Origin of the sequence: Altererythrobacter rubellus, assembly GCF_030284385.1 — a bacterium.
GTDB classification, from domain to species: Bacteria; Pseudomonadota; Alphaproteobacteria; order Sphingomonadales; family Sphingomonadaceae; genus Erythrobacter; species Erythrobacter rubellus.
In genome coordinates, this window is record NZ_CP127221.1 from 1,196,199 (window position 1) to 1,217,728 (window position 21,530).

The 21,530-nt window shown below is 57.3% G+C and carries 22 protein-coding genes and 1 pseudogene; 17 read left to right on the forward strand and 6 right to left on the reverse strand.

The window, feature by feature from the left end; translation table 11 throughout:
* Positions 1–79 precede the first annotated feature (79 nt).
* Complete coding sequence (locus QQX03_RS06065) at positions 80–1,216, forward strand: site-specific DNA-methyltransferase (protein ID WP_285974875.1); 1,137 nt, start codon at positions 80–82, stop codon at positions 1,214–1,216.
* Between the two features lie 44 nt (positions 1,217–1,260).
* Here QQX03_RS06065 and QQX03_RS06070 read toward each other — a convergent pair whose 3' ends face one another.
* On the reverse strand, positions 1,261–2,484 hold the full coding sequence (locus QQX03_RS06070) for a DmpA family aminopeptidase (RefSeq protein ID WP_285974876.1): 1,224 nt from the start codon (positions 2,482–2,484) through the stop codon (positions 1,261–1,263).
* Between the two features lie 323 nt (positions 2,485–2,807).
* Here QQX03_RS06070 and folP point away from each other — a divergent pair, with 323 nt between their 5' ends.
* A complete protein-coding gene (gene folP / locus QQX03_RS06075; protein WP_285974877.1) occupies positions 2,808–3,923 on the forward strand; it encodes a dihydropteroate synthase in 1,116 nt (371 codons plus the stop codon).
* A gap of 71 nt (positions 3,924–3,994) precedes the next feature.
* Positions 3,995–5,140, forward strand: a complete 1,146-nt coding sequence (locus tag QQX03_RS06080; protein WP_285974878.1) for an alkaline phosphatase D family protein — start codon at positions 3,995–3,997, stop codon at positions 5,138–5,140.
* A gap of 4 nt (positions 5,141–5,144) precedes the next feature.
* On the opposite strand, the pseudogene QQX03_RS06085 reads toward QQX03_RS06080, so the two are convergent.
* Together QQX03_RS06085 and QQX03_RS06090 are read right to left on the reverse strand one after the other, a co-directional pair.
* A pseudogene (locus QQX03_RS06085) lies at positions 5,145–5,924 on the reverse strand (SDR family oxidoreductase).
* A gap of 19 nt (positions 5,925–5,943) precedes the next feature.
* Positions 5,944–7,362, reverse strand: a complete 1,419-nt coding sequence (locus QQX03_RS06090; RefSeq protein WP_285974879.1) for a sigma-54-dependent transcriptional regulator — start codon at positions 7,360–7,362, stop codon at positions 5,944–5,946.
* A gap of 270 nt (positions 7,363–7,632) precedes the next feature.
* Between QQX03_RS06090 and QQX03_RS06095 the strand changes: the two genes are divergently transcribed.
* The 11 genes from QQX03_RS06095 to QQX03_RS06145 all read left to right on the forward strand — a co-directional run bounded on the left by QQX03_RS06095 (position 7,633) and on the right by QQX03_RS06145 (position 17,254).
* The gene (locus QQX03_RS06095) at positions 7,633–7,755 is read left to right on the forward strand and encodes a hypothetical protein (protein ID WP_285974880.1); all 123 of its coding nucleotides are present in this window, start codon (positions 7,633–7,635) and stop codon (positions 7,753–7,755) included.
* Positions 7,756–7,765: 10 nt separating this feature from the next.
* Positions 7,766–8,893: an NAD(P) transhydrogenase subunit alpha gene (locus QQX03_RS06100; RefSeq protein ID WP_285976971.1), complete on the forward strand. Its 1,128-nt coding sequence runs from the start codon at positions 7,766–7,768 to the stop codon at positions 8,891–8,893.
* Positions 8,893–9,177 carry an NAD(P) transhydrogenase subunit alpha part 2 gene (locus tag QQX03_RS06105; protein ID WP_285974881.1) on the forward strand — a complete coding sequence of 95 codons (285 nt, stop codon included), beginning with the start codon at positions 8,893–8,895 and terminating at the stop codon, positions 9,175–9,177. The genes QQX03_RS06100 and QQX03_RS06105 overlap by 1 nt, the downstream gene beginning before the upstream one ends.
* Positions 9,177–10,628, forward strand: coding sequence for an NAD(P)(+) transhydrogenase (Re/Si-specific) subunit beta (locus tag QQX03_RS06110; RefSeq protein WP_285974882.1), 1,452 nt, complete (start codon positions 9,177–9,179; stop codon positions 10,626–10,628). Before QQX03_RS06105 ends, QQX03_RS06110 begins: the two co-directional genes overlap by 1 nt.
* Positions 10,629–10,640: 12 nt before the next feature.
* Complete coding sequence (locus tag QQX03_RS06115; protein ID WP_285974883.1) at positions 10,641–10,985, forward strand: hypothetical protein; 345 nt, start codon at positions 10,641–10,643, stop codon at positions 10,983–10,985.
* Positions 10,986–11,639: 654 nt separating this feature from the next.
* Positions 11,640–12,602 carry an alpha/beta fold hydrolase gene (locus QQX03_RS06120; protein WP_285974884.1) on the forward strand — a complete coding sequence of 321 codons (963 nt, stop codon included), beginning with the start codon at positions 11,640–11,642 and terminating at the stop codon, positions 12,600–12,602.
* A 99-nt stretch (positions 12,603–12,701) separates the two neighbouring features.
* Positions 12,702–13,859, forward strand: coding sequence for a deoxyguanosinetriphosphate triphosphohydrolase (locus QQX03_RS06125; RefSeq protein WP_285974885.1), 1,158 nt, complete (start codon positions 12,702–12,704; stop codon positions 13,857–13,859).
* Positions 13,852–14,550, forward strand: a complete 699-nt coding sequence (locus QQX03_RS06130; protein ID WP_285974886.1) for an NAD(P)H-binding protein — start codon at positions 13,852–13,854, stop codon at positions 14,548–14,550. The genes QQX03_RS06125 and QQX03_RS06130 overlap by 8 nt, the downstream gene beginning before the upstream one ends.
* Complete coding sequence (locus QQX03_RS06135; protein ID WP_285974887.1) at positions 14,547–14,999, forward strand: ABA4-like family protein; 453 nt, start codon at positions 14,547–14,549, stop codon at positions 14,997–14,999. Before QQX03_RS06130 ends, QQX03_RS06135 begins: the two co-directional genes overlap by 4 nt.
* A gap of 81 nt (positions 15,000–15,080) precedes the next feature.
* Entirely contained in the window at positions 15,081–16,643 is a 1,563-nt protein-coding gene (locus QQX03_RS06140) for a long-chain-fatty-acid--CoA ligase (RefSeq protein ID WP_285974888.1), read from the forward strand.
* A gap of 8 nt (positions 16,644–16,651) precedes the next feature.
* Entirely contained in the window at positions 16,652–17,254 is a 603-nt protein-coding gene (locus QQX03_RS06145; protein WP_285974889.1) for a DUF938 domain-containing protein, read from the forward strand.
* Here QQX03_RS06145 and QQX03_RS06150 read toward each other — a convergent pair.
* On the reverse strand, positions 17,251–17,376 hold the full coding sequence (locus QQX03_RS06150; RefSeq protein ID WP_285974890.1) for a hypothetical protein: 126 nt from the start codon (positions 17,374–17,376) through the stop codon (positions 17,251–17,253). The genes QQX03_RS06145 and QQX03_RS06150 overlap by 4 nt on opposite strands.
* Positions 17,377–17,529: 153 nt before the next feature.
* Positions 17,530–18,357, reverse strand: a complete 828-nt coding sequence (locus QQX03_RS06155; protein ID WP_285976972.1) for a DMT family transporter — start codon at positions 18,355–18,357, stop codon at positions 17,530–17,532.
* Here QQX03_RS06155 and QQX03_RS06160 point away from each other — a divergent pair.
* Positions 18,278–18,457, forward strand: coding sequence for a hypothetical protein (locus QQX03_RS06160; RefSeq protein ID WP_285977024.1), 180 nt, complete (start codon positions 18,278–18,280; stop codon positions 18,455–18,457). The two genes, QQX03_RS06155 and QQX03_RS06160, sit on opposite strands and share 80 nt — an antisense overlap.
* A 143-nt stretch (positions 18,458–18,600) precedes the next feature.
* The gene (locus QQX03_RS06165; protein WP_285974891.1) at positions 18,601–18,768 is read left to right on the forward strand and encodes a hypothetical protein; all 168 of its coding nucleotides are present in this window, start codon (positions 18,601–18,603) and stop codon (positions 18,766–18,768) included.
* 10 nt (positions 18,769–18,778) lie between these two features.
* Here QQX03_RS06165 and QQX03_RS06170 read toward each other — a convergent pair whose 3' ends face one another.
* The gene (locus QQX03_RS06170; protein ID WP_285974892.1) at positions 18,779–20,329 is read right to left on the reverse strand and encodes a TadA family conjugal transfer-associated ATPase; all 1,551 of its coding nucleotides are present in this window, start codon (positions 20,327–20,329) and stop codon (positions 18,779–18,781) included.
* Between the two features lie 231 nt (positions 20,330–20,560).
* Between QQX03_RS06170 and QQX03_RS06175 the strand changes: the two genes are divergently transcribed.
* Entirely contained in the window at positions 20,561–21,451 is an 891-nt protein-coding gene (locus tag QQX03_RS06175; protein ID WP_285974893.1) for a DMT family transporter, read from the forward strand.
* The last annotated feature ends 79 nt before the right edge of the window (positions 21,452–21,530 follow it).

Sequence of the window (21,530 nt, forward strand, 5' to 3'; positions counted from 1 at the left end):
ATATCCCCCTATCGCTTTGTGCTTGACCCGGAGTCCAAAGGGACTCACCCTGTGGATAACTGTTACTGAGGGGTGAATTATGGCGGTCCTGGAGACCACGAAGGCGCGCGTCGCGCGCGCGACAACTTTTGCTGTTGCCAAAGCGGATTTGCCTTTGGGGCGGATCCTTGACGGTGACTGTGTCGAAGCGATGCGCAGCCTGCCTGACAATTCGGTTGACTGTGTGTTTGCAGATCCGCCGTACAACCTTCAGCTGGGGGGCGACCTCAATCGCCCTGACGGGAGCCAGGTGGATGCGGTTACCGATCACTGGGACCAGTTTGACAGCTTCAAGATTTATGACGACTTCACTCGCGACTGGCTGACCGAGGCGCGCCGCGTCCTGAAGCCCGATGGTTCGCTATGGGTGATCGGCAGCTATCACAATATCTACCGCGTCGGTGCCATCCTGCAGGATCTGGGCTTCTGGATCCTCAATGACATCGTATGGCGCAAGACTAACCCGATGCCCAATTTCAAGGGCACGCGCTTCACCAATGCGCATGAGACGCTGTTGTGGTGCAGCCAAGGCGAAAAGGCGAAGTATCACTTCAACTATCGCGCGATGAAGACGCTGAATGACGAGTTGCAGATGCGCAGCGACTGGGTTCTGCCGATCTGCTCTGGCGGCGAACGTTTGAAAGAGGGCGGAACCAAGGTTCACCCGACGCAAAAGCCCGAAGCGCTGCTCTACCGCGTGCTGCTGGCCACGACAGAGAAGGGCGACGTTGTGCTTGACCCGTTCTTCGGCACAGGCACTACCGGCGCAGTAGCCAAGCGTCTGGGCCGCGAATGGATCGGCTGCGAGCGCGAGAATGTGTATCGCGACGCCGCCTATAAACGCATTGCCAAGGAATTGCCGCTCGATGAAAGCGCGATCGAGACGATGCAGAGCAAGAAATCGGCCCCACGCGTTGCCTTCGGCGCGCTTGTCGAGAACGGTTACATCATGCCGGGCACAAAGGTGTTCGACAAGAAGCGCAAATGGATCGCCACTGTGCGGGCAGACGGCTCGCTTGCGTATGATAAGCAGGTGGGATCGATCCACGGTCTTGGCAAAGAGCTGCAAGGCGCACCCAGCTGCAACGGCTGGAGCTTCTGGCACTATGAAGTGGACGGGGACGTGAAGCCGATCGACGCCGCGCGGCAGCTATATTTGCTGGCGATGGAGGATTGAGGCCATAAGGGCGGTAGCCAGCGTCTCGCATCAAATATTCGCGATTACTTTGCGGTCTGGGTCCCTGATTCTATCAGGCGACCGTACTTCCGCAACGCAGCCTGGAGGCGGTCATGCGGCAAGGCATGGGCCGTGTTGCCGTTGATGCCGGTCATCGTGCGTGCAGCAACCAACGCGTTGATCACCGCTTCCTCAGTCGCTTCGACAGTGGCACGGAATAGCGGGCTCATTAAATCATTTGGAAGGATATCGAGCCGGGCCGACTCCTCGCGGCTCCACGCGCCCGGATTGCCTGTCGAGAACGCAATGAAAATATCTCCGGACCCGTTCGAAGCGTAAGACCCGTTTCGCGCGATTCCCATTGCTGCCCGTCTCGCCAGACGCTTCAATTGATGAGGAAGCAAGGGCGCATCAGTCGCGACAACAATGATGATGGATCCGTTCTCCTGATTGTGGTCACCATAGGTTGTTTGCAAATCACTGATCTCGCGCCCGACAGGGGTCCCCGCCACTGCAAACGTTTCACGGATTCCATAGTTGGACTGAACCAATACCCCTACAGTGTAGTCCGTCTCGCCAATTGTGACGAGGCGCGAGGACGTGCCAATACCGCCTTTGAAACCGTGGGTAATCATGCCGGTGCCGCCGCCCACATTTCCTTCTGCGACCGGTCCGTCCGAGGCGCTATCGAGAGCCGCGAAAACGTGCTCCTTCTTTACATGGAAGCCGTTGATATCGTTCAGGTCACCGTCGTAAGTTTCAGCGACCACCGGTAACATCCAGAATGTGTCTTCCTCTCCCGCGAGCGGTTTGAAAAACCTTCGCTCGAAAGCCCACTCGATCGTCGCGTCGCGTACGGTGCCGACACTGTGCGTGTTAGTGATCATGACTGGTCCCTCGAGCCAGCCCGATTCCTCAACCCAGGTTGTGCCGGTCATTTCGCCGTTACCGTTCAAGGAGAACCAGCCTGCAAAAACCGGATCATATGTTTTTCCGCGGGGTAGGATCGCGGTAACGCCCGTTCGAACCGGTCCTTGGCCAACAACCAGTTTGCCATCGCCAGAGATTAAGGTTGTGTGTCCGACCTCTATTCCCGGCACGTCAGTGATTGCGTTGTTCGGACCAGTGCGACCGTCGAAAGGCACGCCAAGGTCACGTGCGCGTGCTATGTTGAGTTTTTTCCCGTCGTCATCCGCCAAGCCTAGTGTACCGAAACCGGCCACCCCCAGTAGCAGCAATGCGCCGATTGTTTTTGAAAAAGCTCGCATTGCTGTTCTCCCCCTCAGATATTCACCTGCCTATTTGGCCCTGAGGTTCGTGCTTCGTCGGTCTGGCAAACAAGTTCAATTAAAATCACTCTTAGCCGGCCGATAAGGACGTTTAGGCCTGTCCCGGAGTGCAGCGCTTCGCGTGTATCATCCGCAAATTCGCTATCAGACACTCACCTAGCGCGATACATAGGGGCAATGCGCGCGCTTGGCCCTTTCCAATTGTCTTTGAAAACCCAATTGAAGGCCTTGAGTTTTTCTTGTCTGTGGACAGTGTTCCATGTGCTCCATCCTATAAGACTTCCCAAGGGGAATCAGCGTAAATGACCGACCAAATCTACATCCGCCCGGTGGGCTTTGTGCCAGGGCCGCAACATGAGGAAGGCAAGGTTATCCGGTTGGCGGGCGGGATGGTCTACGCGCAACGATTTGCGGTGGTCTTGCGACAGGATGGCAAGTTCACCAGGCGCTGGGTGTGCGATACCGATACAATCGGAGAGGTGCTGGCCGGGCTGCCCGCAAGCGTCTCAGACGAAGCGCAGGCGCAACTCACCAATCTGACGCTGAAACACCCGCCGCTCAATTTGGGCGCGCGCGCCATCCGGCTCGATCAGCCGCAAGTGATGGGCATCCTTAACGTCACGCCTGATAGCTTCAGCGATGGCGGCGAGTTCTTCGAGAAGCCAGAAGTCGGCAGCGCACATGCCTCTGCCATGCTGGAAGCGGGTGCGACAATCATTGATATTGGTGGTGAGAGCACGCGTCCGGGCGCCGCCGCGACCTGGGAAGGCGACGAGAAAGAACGCGTGCTTCCTGCGATTGAATACTGCGCTGCGATGGGCGCAGCGATAAGTATCGACACGCGACGCGCGGGCGTTTTGGAGGCTGCGTTGGAAGCAGGCGCGCATATTGCCAATGATGTGTCCGCCATGCGACACGATCCGCGCAGCATGTCACTGGCTGCGAAAGCCGGTTGCCCCGTCATCCTGATGCATGCGCCCGGCGATGGCGAAGACCTGCACAGCAAGGGCAATTATGAAAACGTTGCTTTCGATGTGTTCGACGTGTTGAAAGAACGGCGCGATGCCGCGGTGGCGGCGGGCATATCGCGCGCGAATATCGTGCTGGATCCCGGCATCGGTTTCGGCAAGTCGCTACCGGACAATCTGGCGATCATCAACGCGCTGCCGATGTATCACGCGCTTGGACAGCCCTTGTTGCTGGGTGCTAGCCGCAAGCGCATGATCGGCGCCCTGTCGAATGAGGCAGACTCGCATAAGCGGCTTGGTGGCTCGCTCGCGCTGGCCGTCGCAGGCATGAATGCCGGCGTGCAATTGCTGCGTGTGCATGATGTGGCCGAGACGGTGCAGGCGCGCAATGTGTGGCGCGGCCTGCGCGATGCGGCGCTGACCGATTTCGCGGAACTTCCAGATAGCTGATGCAGTTTCTTGAATCGGTCACGGTTCGCGGGCAAGAAGTCGGCAACAATTGAAAGTGTAGGATACCTCTGATGCGCAAACCCTCCCTTGCTCTCGCCGCTGTTACGATGCTTGCAGCTCCATTGGCCGCTGACCAAGGTGTTGAGCTGACGCCAGAGGATTTGCTCGCGCCATACTACGCGAAGCTGAGCCAAGAGGTGGAGCTGCCGGTTGCGCCCGCCAATGTCTCGCTCGCGCATGAGCACACGCTGACTCGGATCGCCTTCGGCAGCTGTAACCACCAGTTGCGTAGCCAACACATGTGGGGCCAGATTGCAGCGACCGACCCTGACCTTTTCCTGTTCATCGGCGACAACAATTACGGTGATCAGATGTGGGATGGTGACGCAGCACTGACGACATTGCGCGAAGCCTATGGCGTTATGGCTGAAACACCCGAGCTGGCTGCCTTCCGCGCGCAGGTGCCGATGATGATCACTTGGGACGATCACGATTATGGTTTCAACGACGGCGGAGCGAGCTTCGCCTATCGTGGATGGTCGGAGACGATCTTCGAGACATTCTGGGGTTCGTCTGATGAAGTAAAGTCGCGGCCCGGCATCTACGAAAGCCGGATGTTCGGCGAAGATGGCAAGGTCACGCAGATCATCACGCTCGACACGCGCTTCTTCCGCTCCGATCTGGAGGCCATGCCCTATCAAAACGAGCGCCCGCCTTTGGGCCCCTATCAGCCGAGCAGTGATCCATCCAAGACCATGCTAGGCGATGCGCAGTGGCAATGGCTTGAGCAGGAACTGGCGAAACCGGCTGATCTGCGGATTGTGGTTTCCTCGATTCAGGTTCTGACGGACGCGCATGATTACGAGGCTTGGGAGAATCTGCCGCTGGAGCGTGAGAAGCTCTATGCCATGCTGGCGGCACGCGAAGACAGCGGTTTGGTGTTGCTGTCTGGCGATCGCCATGCGGGTGGGATCTACACTGATACGCCGCAGGCCGCTGGTGAGCAGTTTTGGGAACTGACCAGCTCTTCTATGAATTACTCCTTCTCTTCGACAGAGCGGAACACCGCGCGCGAGCCCGATCCCAAGCGTCTGACTGACTTCATATCGGAAGAGAATTTCGGACTGGTCGAAATCGATTGGGAGGCGAAGACATTCACCATGGACATGCGCGGCAGCCAGGGTGAAACGCGGGTTTCACGTACGGTCGAGTGGTGATCGGTTAGCCTGGAGAAGCGGCGCTGCCTGCCAGCAAGCCGCCATGCAGTGTCAACTCGCTGCCGGTCATATAACCGCTTTCATCGCTGGCGAGAAAAACGCAGAGCTGAGCGACTTCTTCGATCGTCCCAAAACGTTTCAATGGCGTATCAGCGACCAGCGCAGCCATCTTCTCTTCGCGGTTTGGACCATCGCCGATCATCGGTTCCCAGATCGGGGTCAGGATCGCGGCGGGGTGGATCGAGTTACAACGGATCTTTCATCCTTGCTGGGCGGCATAAAGCGCAACGGATTTGCTGTGATTGCGGATCGCAGCTTTGCTGGCGGCGTATGCGGCCGCGCCAGGAATGCCGACCAGGCCAGAGCGTGAAGACATTTTGATGATAGATCTGCTGCATTTCGCTTTCATGGCCTTGAACGCGTATCGACAGCCAAGAAACACACCATCGGTGTTGACCGCGTGGACCGCGTGCCAGTCATCGAGCGAGCAGTTTTCGGGATCGTGCGGACCGGCGCTGCTCTCAAAGCCGGTTACCCCGGCATTGTTGAACAGAACATCGATCTGCGGATAAGCATAGGCCAGCCGAGCCCATTGCGCTTTGTCACGCACGTCGAGCGCAAAGAATTCGCAGCCGATTTCTGCGGCAGCTTTTATGCCTTCTTCTTCATCGATATCAGTCAGGATCGCGCGCGCACCTTCGCGCGCAAATGCGTCACAGGTGCCACGGTCAATGCCGCTTGCTCCGCCGGTGACTACACAGATTTTGTCTTTGAGTTTTGCCATGCCGCACGGGCTAGGCAATTCACGCTGCGTTGTCGATGCCCAGATCTGAAAGCTTGCGATAGAGCGTCGAACGGCCAATGCCCAAGCGGCGTGCGACTTCGGTCATGCGACCGCGATAATGGCCGATTGCCAAGCGGATAACGTCTGCCTCGATCTCTTCCAGCGCGCGAAGGTTGCCGTCCTCGGTGTAAAGCATCACTCCTGCGCCGTCCTGAATATTGCTGTCGGTGTCGACCGGTTCGCCTAGCAATTCGCTGAGCTGCGGGAAGCTCTCTGCGGTCAACGTTTGCTTGTCGCAGAACACTGCTGCGCGGAACAGCACTGCCTGCAGTTGCCGCACATTGCCCGGCCAATCATAGGCTTTGAGCAGTGATAGCGCGCCATCCGAAATAGACAGGTGTCTCAGGCCTGGCTGCTCGCCAATGCGCGACAGGAAGTGGCGGGTGAGGGCGGGAATATCGCCTGCCCGCTCCCGCAATGCAGGCAATTTGATTGTCGTTTGCGCCAGTCTCTCGACGAGGTCCGTATCAAACTGGCCATTCTGTGCGAGCTGCTTCAACGGCAGATTGCCGGCGCTCAGCAAACGCACGTCGACGCGGAAACCGTGTGTCGCGCCTAGCGGGCGCACAATGCCGCTGGTCAATACTTCCAGAAGCTTGCTTTGCACTGCCTCAATGATCCGATCGATCTCGTCCAGAACCAGCGTGCCGCCATCGCATTGTTGCAGAGCGCCAATCTGACGATCGAACGCGCCGGCAAAGGCTCCTGGCTCATGTCCGAACAGGACGGACTCGACAGAAGTTGCCGGAACTCCGCCGAGGTTGATGATGCGGAATGGCGCTTTGCTACGCGGACTTGCTGCATGCATCGCGCGCATCAGCATTTCCTTGCCAGTGCCTGCCTCGCCTTCGATCAAGACATGGTTGTGACCTCGCGCAGCTTTGGCTGCCTGAGCCAGCGCAGTGCGAAATTTTGGGGCGGTTCCGACCATGGCATCGAAATCGAGCGAGGCATTGAGCTTTTCTGCCAGCGGCTGAAGCTCGTCCTGTGCCTTTTCGCCTTCGGTTGCGCTGCGCAGCGCCTCTAGCAAGCGATCGGGCGCGACCGGCTTGATCAGATAGTCGGTTGCGCCTGCGCGCATGGCTTCGACTGCAAGCAGCGGTGAGGTGCTGGTCGTCAGCATCAGAATTGGCAGAGCGGGGCGTCTACGCTTTAATTCTTCGATCAATTGACAGGCATCGTCGCCCGGCACCCATTGGTCAAGGATGATGGCGGCAGTTTGCATCCCGTCACGGGTGCCAAGTAATGCGATGGCAGTGTCTGAATTAGGCGCAACAATGGTGCGCCAGCCTTCGCGTGCGGCAAGCGCGCTGATCAACCGGCATTGCGCAGGCTCATCGTCGATCAGCATCAGAATGCGGCTATCGCCCGTGTCCATTGTTCAATTTCGTCCCGCCGTGAAACAAAACGCGAGAATAAGAGCTAGGGGTAAAGACCTTATTAATGCTATCGTATCTCAAATTGGATAAAGCCCGGCTTTATAGGTCGTTGACCTAATAAGTGATCGAGTTTAGCGTTGCTGTATTTTGAGGGCTGAGAGTAGTGATGGGCTTGAGCTTGGTTCGATGCTTCGATACGGAACGGATCATTCAACAAACGGGGCAAATCCCCGCATTGTAAGCAAACCTCTGAAAAAGGATCAAACTTGATGGCTTCGCATGACATGAAATCAGTCAATAAGACCTACGGCGGGTTCATTTCCTTGCTTAAATGGTCGATTCCGATCATTGCAGTGATCACTTTGTTCGTAATCATGCTGATTGCCGAATAAGCTTGTGGCATTGCGCATCGCGGTATTGAAGGAACGCGCAGCCGGAGAGCGGCGCGTGGCGATCACGCCTGAGACAGTCAAGAAATTCGCCGGTTTTGGCGCAGAGCTCGCTGTCGAAAGCGGCGCAGGCGACACCGCCTCTATCAGTGACGCAGACTATGCCGAGGCTGGCGCGAGTGTGGGCTCGGCTGCGGACACGGTCAAAGGCGCGGATATCGTGCTGGGCGTGCAGGCTCCGGATCTAGAACTGCTCAATGGCGCCAAGCCAGGCGCATGGGTGGCGGCGACTTTCGATCCATTTGGTGCAAGAGACCGTGTCGAGGCCTATGCGAAGGCTGGGCTCGAAGCGCTTTCCATGGAATTCATGCCGCGCATTACGCGTGCGCAGAGCATGGATGTGCTTTCCAGCCAATCGAACCTTTCCGGCTACAAAGCTGTGATCGCTGCGGCCAACCAATATGGCCGCGCATTCCCGATGATGATGACTGCTGCAGGTACGGTGCAGGCTGCACGCGTCTTTATCATGGGCGTGGGCGTTGCCGGGCTTCAGGCGATTGCTACGGCCAAGCGCTTGGGTGCGCAAGTCTCTGCTACTGACGTACGTAGCGCTACCAAGGAACAGATCCAGTCGCTGGGCGCGAAGCCGATTTTCGTTGAAAGCGTCGAGGGGATCGAAGGTGAAGGTGCGGGCGGTTATGCGTCCGAGATGAGCGAGGAATACCAGAAGGCGCAAGCCGAACTGGTGTCCGGCCATATCGCCAAACAGGATATTGTGATCACAACGGCGCTGATCCCGGGTCGCGCAGCGCCGCGACTGATCAGAGACGAGCAGATCAAGAGCATGAAGCCGGGCAGTGTGATCTTCGACTTGGCTGTCGCTCAAGGTGGCAATGTCGAAGGCTCCAAGCCCGACAAACTGGTGGTGCGCCACGGTGTCACTATCATGGGCTATTCGAATACGCCCGCACATCTCGCGCCCGACACCTCGGCGCTGTTTGCACGCAATCTGTTCAATTTCCTCAGCGCGTTCTGGGATAAGGAAGCGGGCAAACCGGTGCTTGACGAGGAAATCGGCGATGCCGTGCGCCTGACGCAAGGCGGCGAGGTTGTGAATAAGAGACTGAAGGAGAACGGATAATGGACTTTATCTCAATCCTCTCGATCTTCGTGCTGGCGTGCTTCGTCGGCTATTACGTGGTCTGGTCGGTTACGCCAGCACTGCACACGCCGCTTATGGCAGTGACCAATGCGATTTCCAGTGTGATTATCGTTGGCGCGTTAATCGCCTCGGCTGAAGCGGGTAGCGTGACGGCCAAATATCTTGGCTTGTTTGGCGTGGTACTTGCGAGCGTGAACATCTTTGGCGGCTTTGCTGTCACGGAGCGCATGCTGGCAATGTACAAGAAGAAGGAGAAGAAGTGATGAGCTTCTCCATTCTCGCGAGTGCTGCTGATGGCGCAGGAACCCCTGCGTGGGCGATGCTGGCCTATCTGATTGCAGGCGTGTTCTTCATCCTTGCGTTGCGCGGACTATCCAGCCCGGCGTCTAGCCGCGCGGGCAACCGCTATGGCATGCTCGGCATGCTGATCGCAGTTGTCACCACACTGGCAACGCATGAGATCGCCAATATCGCCGAAATCGGGATAGCCATGTCCCTTGGCGGGGTCATCGGCGTGACTGTCGCGCGCAAAATCGCCATGACGGCCATGCCGGAACTGGTCGCGGGCTTCCACTCACTGGTCGGTCTGGCAGCTGTCGTGGTGGGCCTTGCGGCCTGGCTTGATCCGGCATCATTCGGGATAACCGATGCAGCAGGACAGATCTTGATGGTCAGCCGGGTTGAATTGGGGCTGGGGATCGCGATCGGTGCGATCACATTCTCCGGCTCTGTCATTGCGTTCCTGAAGCTCTCTGGCCGGATGAGCGGCAATCCGATCCTGCTGCCCATGCGCCATGTGATCAATCTGGGCACGCTTGTTGCGATCCTTGGAATGATCGCCGCCTATGCGATGTCCGGAGCAGGCGGAGGTGGTGAAGGCCAGATGATCATTTACATCACAATCGCGGCTTTCCTGATCGGCTTTCTACTGATTATCCCGATCGGCGGGGCGGATATGCCAGTGGTGGTGTCGATGCTGAACAGCTATTCGGGCTGGGCCGCGGCGGCGATGGGTTTCACGCTGGGCAATACGGCGATGATCATCACCGGCGCGCTGGTTGGCTCTTCAGGCGCGATCCTGAGCTACATCATGTGCCGCGCGATGAACCGCAGCTTCATCAGCGTAATCGCAGGCGGATTTGGCGCGGATGACTCGAGCGGCGGCGGCGAAGCCCGCGAAGCGCGCCCATACAAACAAGGAAGCGCGGAAGATGCCGCCTTTATGCTGGAGCAGGCAGAGAAGGTTATCATCATACCGGGTTATGGCATGGCAGTGGCGCAGGCGCAGCACGCATTGCGCGAAATGTGCGACATGCTCGAAGAAAAGGGTGTGGAAGTTAAATTCGCGATCCACCCTGTGGCGGGACGTATGCCGGGGCACATGAACGTGTTGCTCGCGGAGGCCAGCGTCGACTATGACAAGGTTTTTGAGCTCGAAGACATCAACAGCGAATTTGCGCAGGCCGATGTCGCCTTCATCATTGGCGCGAATGATGTGGTGAACCCGGCAGCGAAAACGGACAAGAGCAGCCCGATTTACGGCATGCCGGTGTTCGACGTGGACAAGGCCAAGCAGGTATTCTTCATCAAGCGCAGCATGGGCGGCGTGGGCTATGCCGGCGTGGACAATGACGTGTTCTACATGAACCAGACAGTGATGCTGCTGTCCGATGCAAAGAAGATGGTCGAAGAGATCGTGAAGGCGCTGGATTAGGTTGCGAACCGCTTGCGAAAACTCCTGATCTTTCTTCTATTGATCGCGGCTGGTGTCGGTGCGGCGTATTACCTCGGCGCGTTCGACCGTGTGACTGAGCGGCGCGTAGAGCGAGCTCTGACAGACGCCGGTGTCAGCCCGGAAATGGCCGAATGCATGGCACCCAAGATGGTCGACCGACTGACACTGCCTCAACTAAGAAAACTTGAACGGTTGGGGCCTGAAGAGGGCGAGGATGTCGTTCCGTTAAGCGGGCGGGAGGCGTTGACACGGCTTGAACGCGTTGAAGATCGTGAAGCGCTGGAAGTGCTCGTTCGCGCTGGCGGTAGCTGCGCCTTTGAGACGTTTCTGGACTAGGCCGGTGGGTCGGAGCCTTCCGGCTCAAAGTATCTTTGGTTGCGGATTTCCCCTAGGCAGCTGTTCGCCCAAGGGATGAAAATCGCCGCCAAAAAGAATTGGCAGGCGAGCCAGACAAGAACCGCCAACCCGTAGGATAGTTCGTCGAGATCGATCACTCCATTGGCACTGGAATAGATCAAAAGAAAGGTCACAGGAAACAGGGCAAACGGAAGTAGCGCGTAGCCCAAGATGGCTTGCTGAGGAGGTGTGACGTATCATGGAATTCTATCGGCTCCGAGAGGCCGATCATCCTTGGCAGTTACCACATGTTTGAAGCTGGAAATCGCATTGCCATTGGGCAGGACTTTGGGTCGAAAAATCGCGCGGAAGGTTAACCGCCCAAGTGCCGGGAAAATGTCCAAGATACCAGCCAAGTGGAAGACCTCCCGTGATTGTATACGCATTCCAAGCTACGCGTGCACACATCTGGCAGGCGATTGTTAACAAGGTCAAAAGTGTAGATGCGACGTATTGTCGTGTTTTCTTCTCGTCGAATTCGTCGTTTACCCACGCTTCAAGCGGCTTCGTATGGTCGCTGATATTTCCCTATGCTTGCATTTCCATGGGTTTAGCTGTCACACCAAGCGCTGAGTTGTTTGTGGAGAGTTTCGGATGAAGTGGGTGCTGCGAATTCTTGGCGTACTGGTCGCTTTGTTGGTGATCGCTTTCCTGTTCTTCCGAACGCCAGACACAGATGCCACGGAGATGCGTGCCAAGTACGGAGGCGAGCCCTCGCAATTTGTCGAGCTTTCCAATGGTCTTACCGTTCATCTGCGCGACGAAGGCGCGCGTGATGGTATGCCGATCATCTTGCTGCACGGTTCGAATGCGGATCTGCACACATGGGAACCGTGGGTAGAGGCGCTCAAGGCTGACTATCGCGTGATCCGGTATGACCAGCGCGGGCATGGGCTGACAGGTGCTGCTCCCGATGAAGACTATACCCTGGCGAGTTTCACCAAGGACGTAGGCCTTGTTGCGGATGCACTTGGCGTGGAGGAATTCATTCTTGGCGGTAATTCCATGGGCGGATGGATTTCAGCTGGTTACGCGCTTGAGCATTCGGATCGGTTGGCCGGGCTGGTTCTGGTCGATGCCAGCGGCGCGCCAATCGAGCGTGATGGGCCGCCGCCGCTCGGTTTCCGCATCGCGCAAACGCCGGTACTGCGGGACGTGGCGCGCCACTTCATGCCGCGCTCGATCTTCGAACGAAGCCTTTCACAATCAGTCTCGAACCAGGACATTGTGACCGATGCTGAGATTGACCGCTATTGGGAGCTCGCACGTTTGCCCGGCAACCGGCAGGCAACGATGCAGCGTTTCGCTACGCCGCGAGTGGTCTATTCGGAGGAGCAGATTGAGGCATTGGAGGTTCCAACATTGGTCATGTGGGGGGAAGAAGATGCGTTGATACCCCTCGCCGCGGGTGAATGGTACGCGCAGCATCTTCCGAACAATATTTTTGTCGCTTATCCAGAAATCGGTCACATTCCGCAGCAGGAACATGCCGCGCAAAGCTTCGATGACTTGCGCCAATGGATTGAACAGCTGATGCCTGCGGAGCCCGAGGGGTGATATTGGCGACGCTTCGTCGCGATAATCCACACAGCTAAACGGTGTTGCCTTATTGTTCCTGTTGTCGCGGGCGCGCGGTTAACTTAGTCGCTGCGGGCAATGAGAGCGCCATACGCAGCCAATCCTGAAATCAGTCGGGGTCGCGAATTTCCGCAAGAGCGCGCCGGCGCGCGTGGTCCGCGAAGCGAATTCCAGCGCGACCGGGATCGGATCATCCATTCGATGAGTTTCCGGCGGCTTCGATCGAAGACGCAGGTATTTATCTCACCAGAGGGCGATCATTATCGCACGCGGCTGACGCATAGTCTTGAGGTCGCGCAAATCGGGCGGGTGATCGCGCGCAGTCTTGGACTTGATGAAGACCTGACTGAAGCACTGTGTTTGGCGCATGATCTGGGCCACCCGCCGTTTGGACATGCAGGCGAAGATGCTTTGTGCGAAGCGATGGAGCGCCACGGCGGATTTGACCACAATGCGCAATCGTTGCGCACGATCATGCGGATTGAAAGCCCGTATCCCGGCCATGACGGTCTCAATCTGACCTGGGATCTGCTTGAAGGACTGGCCAAGCATAACGGGCCGATCGAAGCCCCAAACTGGGCTCTGGCGGAGCTGGACGAGGCTTTCCCGCTTAAGTTCGAGCAGTGGCCTTCGCTGGAAGCGCAGGTTGCTGCAGTGGCGGATGACATCGCTTACGACAATCATGACATTGATGATGGGCTGCGCGCGGGTTTCCTGGCGCTTGAAGATCTACTCGAACTTGATCTGTTGAAGGACCAATGGCGCGCGGTTGAAAGGCGTTACCCCAATGCGCCGCGTGACCGGTTGCAGCGCGAGCTGGTGCGCGATCAGATCGGGCTGATGGTCAATGATGTCATCACCCATACCAAGGCGCAGGTTGCCGGAATTGGTTCGGTTGAAGAAGTGCGTGGGGCAGGGCGCCAGCTCGGTGGATTCTCGCCATCCTTCGCAGAGCAAGAGCGCGGCCTCAAAGAGTTCATGTACGCCAAGCTTTACTACCATTCGGATCAGGTGGCAGCCGCTAAGCGCGCGCACGAGGTGGTGGCAAAACTGTTTGAAGCTTATGCTCAGGACGCCAGCCTTATGCCTGAAGAATGGAAAGCGAATCTTCCTGCTGAAAACCCTCAACGTGCGCGGATGATTGCTGACTTCATTGCCGGGATGAGCGACCGTTTCGCGATTGAGCGCTGTGCCGCAATCTATGGGGAACGACCGAACGGATTGACCAATGTTTGAGCCACTTCGTGTAGCGCTAGTGGGTGCAACGGGCCTTGTCGGTCGGCGTGTGATCGAAGAATGCATCGGCAGGCCTGACGTACGACTGGTGGCGATTGCACGTCGCGAAGTTAAGCTGCCGCATGGCGCGCGGATGGAATTGTTCGTTGCCGAACTTGAGAAATGGGGCGACGTGTTCGAGGCATTGCGACCCACAGCATTGATCTGCGCGCTCGGTACGACAATGAAAAAGGTGGGTGGTGACGAGGAGGCATTTCGCGCGATTGATCATGATCTTGTCATCAAAACAGCTCGCGCCGCCAAAGATGCGGGAGTGACCCGGATGGTTGCGGTCAGCTCCATCAGCGCCAATGCACGCGCCAAGAACTTCTACCTGCGGGTCAAGGGTGAGACTGAAGCAGAGCTGTCCAGGATCGGCTTCAAGCGTCTGGACCTTTTGCAACCGGGATTGTTGCGCGGTCCCAGAGAGAATGACCAGCGAACCGGCGAAGGTATCGGGCAATTGATTGCGCCCCTGATCGATCCATTTCTGGGTGGGAAATATCGCGACTACCGATCTATCGATGCCCGAGTGGTGGCGCAGGCAGCGCTGGGTTTTGCGGGCCGAAAGGCATCGGGCAGGTTTACGCATACGCATGACCAGATTGTGCGATGCGCGCGCGAGTGGGTAAAATCGGGAGAGAGTGAATGAACTGGGACGCAATTTTCGGTGCTGCCAATATGGTCGCGCTCATCGCTTGGGTCGCGCTAGTGTTTCTGCCGCGATGGCCGGCCTTGCTCAGCGCTCTTCTTTACCTGATCGTGGGCGGTCTGAGCCTCACCTACGCTTTTGGCCTGATCGGGATCATGACAGGCACATTTGACGCGGTTGGTGGCGATGGTTCAGCCAATTTCAGCAGCATCGAAGGTGTCCGCGCGGTCTTTGCCAGCGATGGCGGTATTACGGTTGGCTGGATCCACTATCTGGCGTTTGATCTGTTCGTAGGTATCTGGATCGCACGCGATGCCGATGCAAAGGACTTTTCGCGCTTCCTGCAAGCGCCGATCCTGTTCTTCACGCTAATGGCTGGCCCGCTTGGGTTGTTCCTGTGGTTGGTGATCCGGGAGGGCAGGGCACGCGCGCAGGGCCGCTGGAGCTAGAGCAGATCAAAGGAACAGTTTGCCCACCGAGCGTTTTCTCTTAGAGTCCTTGAAAAGAGGATCACGGGGAGAGATCACGCCATGGGCCAGAATGCCTATCACGCCTTCATCAATTTTGACGACATCCTGAATTTCTGGGCCCGCGCACGCCCTGATGACACAGCACTTGAGCAGGAAGGTCGAACGACAAGCTATTCTCAGCTTGAGGAGAATACGCGCCGTATCATAGCGCTTATGGCGGCAAATGGTGTGACCAAGGGAGATCGGGTTGCTTGGCTTGGCAAGAACTCTGACCTTTATTGCCAGCTTTATCTTGCTTCTGCGCGCGTAGGTGTTGTGATGGTACCGGTTGGCTGGCGGTTGGCCCCACCGGAGATCGCCTATATCCTGAAGGATACAGGCGCGAAGATCGTCTTTACCGGTGAGGATTTTACAGAGACTGCCGCGAAGATCGCTTCTGAATTGCCAGCCAATCCAATCGTCATGGGCGAAGCGCAAACGCGCAGGGCAATTGCAGCCACCGAACCGGGCGAGCACGAGCGGGTCGGCGACGACGAGCCCGTACTGCAGCTCTATACCTCGGGAACCACCGGCAATCCCAAAGGTGTGATGTTGTCCAACGCCAATTTGCTGGGTCTGCGTAACCCGGGCAATGAAGCGGGGCTGGAATGGAATTTCTATGAAGGTGGCGAGTGTATGCTGGTCGCCATGCCGTGTTCGCATATTGGCGGGACGGGCCTCGTCAACATTGCGATCGTCAACGGCATTCGCACGCTCATACAAGCAGAATTCACGCCTGTGGGCGTACTCGAAGCGATCGAGAATGGCGCCACGCATATGTTTATCGTACCGGCAGCCCTGCAAATGGTGGTACAACATCCGCGCGCGGTAGAAACCGATTTCAGCGCGCTGAAATATCTGATGTATGGCGCTGCGCCGATGCCGTTGGAACTTTTGAAAGAAGCCGTGCGAACCATGCCAAATGCCGGGTTCCTGCAGGCCTACGGCATGACTGAGACATCGGGCACGATCTCGATCCTGCCACCCGCAGATCACACGCTCGAAGGCAACCAGCGGATGCGCTCTGCGGGCAAGGCCGTGCCGGGTGCAGAGATTCAAGTGCGCGGCCCTGACAACAAGGAGGTGCCGCTGGGCGAGATCGGCGAGGTTTGCGTCAAGTCACCTTCGAACACGGCGGGATACTGGCAACTTCCCGATGCGACGCGCGAAACGATTGATGCGGATGGCTGGCTGCACACGGGTGACGCGGCGATCATGGACGAAGACGGCTACATCTATATTCAAGACCGTATCAAGGACATGATCATATCTGGCGGAGAAAACGTCTATCCGGCCGAGGTCGAGAACGCGATCTTCGGCCACCCGGCAGTCGCCGAAGTTGCTGTGATCGGCGTGCCAAGCGAGCAATGGGGTGAAGAGGTCAAGGCATGCGTGGTTTGCAAGCCTGGCCACAATGTCGAGGCAGGTGACATCATCGCCTATGCGCGCGAACGCGTGGCCGCATTCAAAGCGCCCAAAAGTGTTGATGTGATCGCTGAAATGCCGCGAAACCCGTCCGGAAAGATCCTGCGCCGGCAGCTGCGCGAGCCTTATTGGGCTGGGCAGGAGCGGCAGGTCAGCTAGCGCCGCTTGTGAAGAAGTATGCGCCCGCCACTTTGCGCAACCGTGATGCGATCGCAGCAGTTCTGACAAAGGAATTGCCTGCGTCCGGCACTGTGCTCGAAGTGGCGAGTGGAACCGGTGAACATGCTGTTTATTTTGCGTCGCGATTTCCCGATCTGATCTGGCAACCCAGCGACCCCAGCGAGGAGGCGCGCGCATCAATCGAGGCGTGGCGGGACGATGAAGGGAGCGCCAACCTTCGCCCGCCTTTGCAACTCGATGCGCTATCCGATCAGTGGCCGACTGATCAGGCTGATGCGATATTATGCATCAATATGGTGCACATCAGCCCATGGGAAGCGAGCGAGGGATTGTTTGCGGGCGCCGCGCGATTGCTGACGGGTACTGCGCCACTGATCCTATACGGACCTTATGTTGAACCGGATGTGGAGACTGCGCAGTCGAATCTGGGATTCGATGCAAGTCTGAAGGCACGCGATCCGCGATGGGGGCTGCGCTCGACAATCGACGTCGACAGACTTGCTTCGCAAACGGGTTTCAGGCGAGCAAACCGCTACGAAATGCCCGCCAATAACTTGATTCTGGTGTATCGCCGGATAGACGAAGCTTAAGTTTCTTCGTCAACCGCGTCGGCGACCGACTTGAGGTCGTCACTCACGCCGCGCACAGTGTTGCATGCGGCGGTGGCCAAAGTCATTGCTGCCAGCGCAGCTACAATCAGCGTCTTGCGCATAGTTTGCGTATCCTTTGCTTACGGGTGCGCCAAGTCGCCACCCGAACGCCACGGCAACAGCAGCAATCATTCGTGACGCAAACCACCTGCGATCTGTGGATCATCGCTCCGCTGCCTCACTCCATCGATATGCTGCATTCGCAGCGCGAGCGGCTAGGATGGCTCGATCGTGTGAGATCGATTTCTGGCGATATTCAACTGCTGTTCCCGCCATGCGATCAGCAAGCCGGCTCCGACGATCAAAGGTGCGCCGAGCCAGGTCGTTGCCGGAGGCAAGCGATCAAACAGCGACCAGCCTAGCAGTGCGGCCCAGATCAGCGCGGAGTAATCCATCACGATCACGCTCGACACACTTCCATATCGAAGGGCACTGGTCAGCAAATATTGCCCCAGCAGGCCGCTGACGCCCAAAGCGATGAGGTAAAACCACTGCTCGGCAGACTTGGTCTGCCAGAAAAATGGCAAGAGGATCGCCAGTGCTAGCAGTGAAAACAATGCAAAATAGAATACGATCGTCAGCGAGCCCTCGGTCTTGGTCAGGTCGCGGATATAGATAGAGATTAGCGCGATCATGAACGCGGCACCCAATGCAACGCTGGCACCGAACACAGGGACCTGACCGCTGCCGGGCTGTGCAATCACCAGGACACCGGCAAAGCCAAGCGCGACCGCGCCCCACCGCCAAAGCCCGACTTTCTCATGCAGGATCAGTGCGGACAGGATGACTGCCCAGATGGCTGAAGTGAAGTTGAAACTGGTAGCTTCTGCCAGAGGCAGCAATGTGACTGCACCGAAATTCAGGAACATGCCACCGATCCCGAGTGCAGCGCGCATGCCATGCTGTCCAAGGCGCTTCGATCGCAGTTGCGACAGTTTACCTGTGCTCCATAAGAGCAAGAGAATGATCGGGATTGTTGGCAATTGTCGCCAAAACAATATCTCTGGCAGTGACAGGCCGCTTTCGCTCGCCAGTTTGACCAGTGCTACCATCACCGACAGTGTTGCAGCCGCGGCAAGCCTGATCAGCAAGGCAAACATGGGGCGTTGGGCAGGGGCTTCGCTGGTCACGCTCCCGCTGTAAGGCGGTTGAAAGGTGACGCAAGCGCGGAAAGCATTGCTCTTCGTCTTCAGTGCCTCCAAATGCGCCCTATGAAAAATTCAAACCCGTTTCTATTCGCCAGCGAAGCCCATCAAGTCGCTCTTTTAGGAGGAGTTTTCATTGCCGTGGCGATTTTTGCACTGATTATGGACCGTCTGCGTTCGCGGCGCGAGCGGCTAGCGCGGCTCGATCGTGTGGGATGGGTGCCGTGGACTCTCGTGTTTCTGGCATGCGCGATCATCGGAGGGGGCCTGTTGGCGCTCTCGTTGCCGACAGCTCTATTCTCGCAATAGACCGCTATCCTTACAGGCAAGCCTCAAGATACGCCTGATCAAAGCCGTACTGACGCGCCTTTTCCAGCGTGTAAGGGCGTAAGCCGCTTGAGCGGAACTCGCCAAGGATCTTGCCGTCGTCGCTCTCTTCCAGATACTCGAACTTGAACAGTTCCTGGGTCACGATCACGTCGCCTTCCATCCCTATAACTTCGGTGATGTTGGTCGTGCGGCGTGAACCGTCGCGCAGACGTTTCACCTGAACAATCAGGTCAACCGATTCCGCGATCTGGCGCGAGATAGCTTCCTTCGGGATCTTGATGTCGCCCATCAGGATCATGTTTTCCATACGGCCCAGGCACTCGCGCGGACTGTTGGCGTGGAGCGTACACATGGAGCCGTCGTGGCCGGTGTTCATGGCGGCGAGAAGGTCGAAACATTCCGCGCCACGAATCTCACCCAGAATGATACGGTCCGGGCGCATACGGAGGGCGTTCTTCACCAGGTCGCCGATGGTGATCGCGCCTTGGCCTTCGAGGTTGGGTGGACGGGTTTCCAACGGAAGCCAGTGGGGCTGCTGCAAGCGAAGCTCCGCCGCGTCCTCAATGGTCAGAACACGCTCGCCCGGGTCGATCATTTTCGACAAGGCGTTGAGCATGGTTGTTTTACCCGAACCCGTACCACCTGAGATGACAATATTCATCCGGCTAGCTCCAGCGATCTTCAGCGCGGTACACATCTTATCGCTCATCGAGCCGAATTCCTTGAGCATGTCCAAGGTGATCGGCTTCTCGGAAAACTTACGTATCGAGATGGCTGTGCCTTTGAGCGACAGTGGCGGCACAATCACGTTGACACGCGAGCCGTCTTTCAAGCGGGCATCGGCGAGTGGGGTGGTCTGGTCAACGCGGCGACCAACCTGGTTCACGATACGCTGCGCGATCTGGAACAGGTGGCTTTCATCGCGGAACTGGATAGGGGCCAGCTTCAGCTTACCGTTTTTCTCGATGTAGGTCTGCTGCGGGCCATTGACCATGATGTCCGAAACATCGGGGTCGTTGAGCAATTCTTCGAGCGGGCCAAAGCCCAGCAATTCGTCAATCAGTACTTTCTCAAGTGCGAATTGCTCGCGGCGGTTCAGAGTGACCTTAAGCTCTGCGAGCAATTCCATGATGATCGGGCGAAATTCTTCCGACAGTTCATCCTTGGTCAGCGTGGCCGCGGCTTCGGGGTCGACACGTTCAAGCAAACGTGGCAGCACTTGCTCTTTGATCTTGTGAATGCTGGCTTCGAAGCCACCGACTTCCGAATCAGTCGCATGTGTTGCATTCATGCGCTCAGACAGGCGCGCCATCGCGTCGTAATTGGGATTGCCAGATGATGGCGCTGGTTTAGGCGCGGCGGGCGCCGGCTCAGCCGAGCCACCACCGTTCGGAAGCGGCGGGAACTGATTGCCTCCCCTTTCTTCGGACCCTTCGGCATCAGCTTTCTCGCCCGACTTCATTGGTCGTGCAACGCCAAAAGATGGACGTGCCCCGGGCTTCATTCCCCCAGGTCCGGTCTTTTTGCCGAATGCGCTCATTCCTTGGCCCCCAAGCGGCTGATTCAATTCCAATTCGGCATGTCCACAATTCGCGAACAGTGCCTCTCGATGAATGGTGAATAAATGGGAAACCTTATTATTTTCCTAAGATTGCCGCCTATGGCAGCGTGGCTTTGAGCGAGGCTTGCCCAAGACGAAATCGGCTTGCCCAGGCATGAATTATGTCTATCAACCACGACTGGCCTGAACACACAAACTGATTGGCGAAGATTGCAAGATACGCGTTCCGGGATTCTGCTTGCAGTTATTGGCTTTGCCACACTTTCGGTGGGTGATGCGGTGCTAAAAAGCATGGCAGGCGATTGGCCAGTGACAGCCGTCGCAGCCCTGCGCTTCACAATCGGTGCCATTGCGCTCAGTGCATTGCTTGGGCTGAGCGAAGGCAAAGCCGGCTTTCGTCCGAACAAGCCTTGGCTGCAAGTCGCACGTGGCCTCTGTCTCGCGGGCGCATCTTTGGCATTTTTCTCCGCGATCTTCGTAATGCCCCTGGCGGAAACAATGGCGATCACCTTCCTCTCGCCCGTGCTGACAGCAGTGTTGAGCGGGCCTTTGTTGGGCGAAAAAGTGAACAGAGCGGTTTGGGCGGCATGCATTGCCGCATTGGTCGGTGTGACGTTTATTCTCAGACCCAATCTGGCTGAGATTGGTTGGCTTGCAATCCTGCCGTTGATTTCCGCTGTGTTTTTCTCATTGATGATTATTGCAAACCGGGCATCTGCGGGCACGGGCAGCGCTTTGGCGATGCAGGCCTATATGGCTGTTATCGCTGCCCCAATCCTGATCATGGCGACCATCGCTGGCGAGTATTCTGCGATTGATGAACTGTCGATCTCGTGGCCCCAGTTCGATGTCGTGTTGCGTTGTGCCTTCGTGGCTCTGACTGCAACGACGGCGCATTGGCTCGTCTATCTCGGGACTATGCGCGCCGGCGCATCCCAGGTGGCGCCGGCATCCTACATTCAGATGTTGGTTGCGACTATTCTTGGCTGGTGGTTTTTTGGCGATGTGCCTGATGTAATCACTTTGATCGGTGCATGTATAATCATTGGCGCTGGCATTTTTCTTTGGCATCAAAGCACTGGCGACAAGGAGATGGCTTGAAGCAGGGGCCAATACAAGTAAGGGCAATCTCTAGTTAAGGGCGCGGTCGCTAGCGCCGCCATATCCGAAACAGCAATTC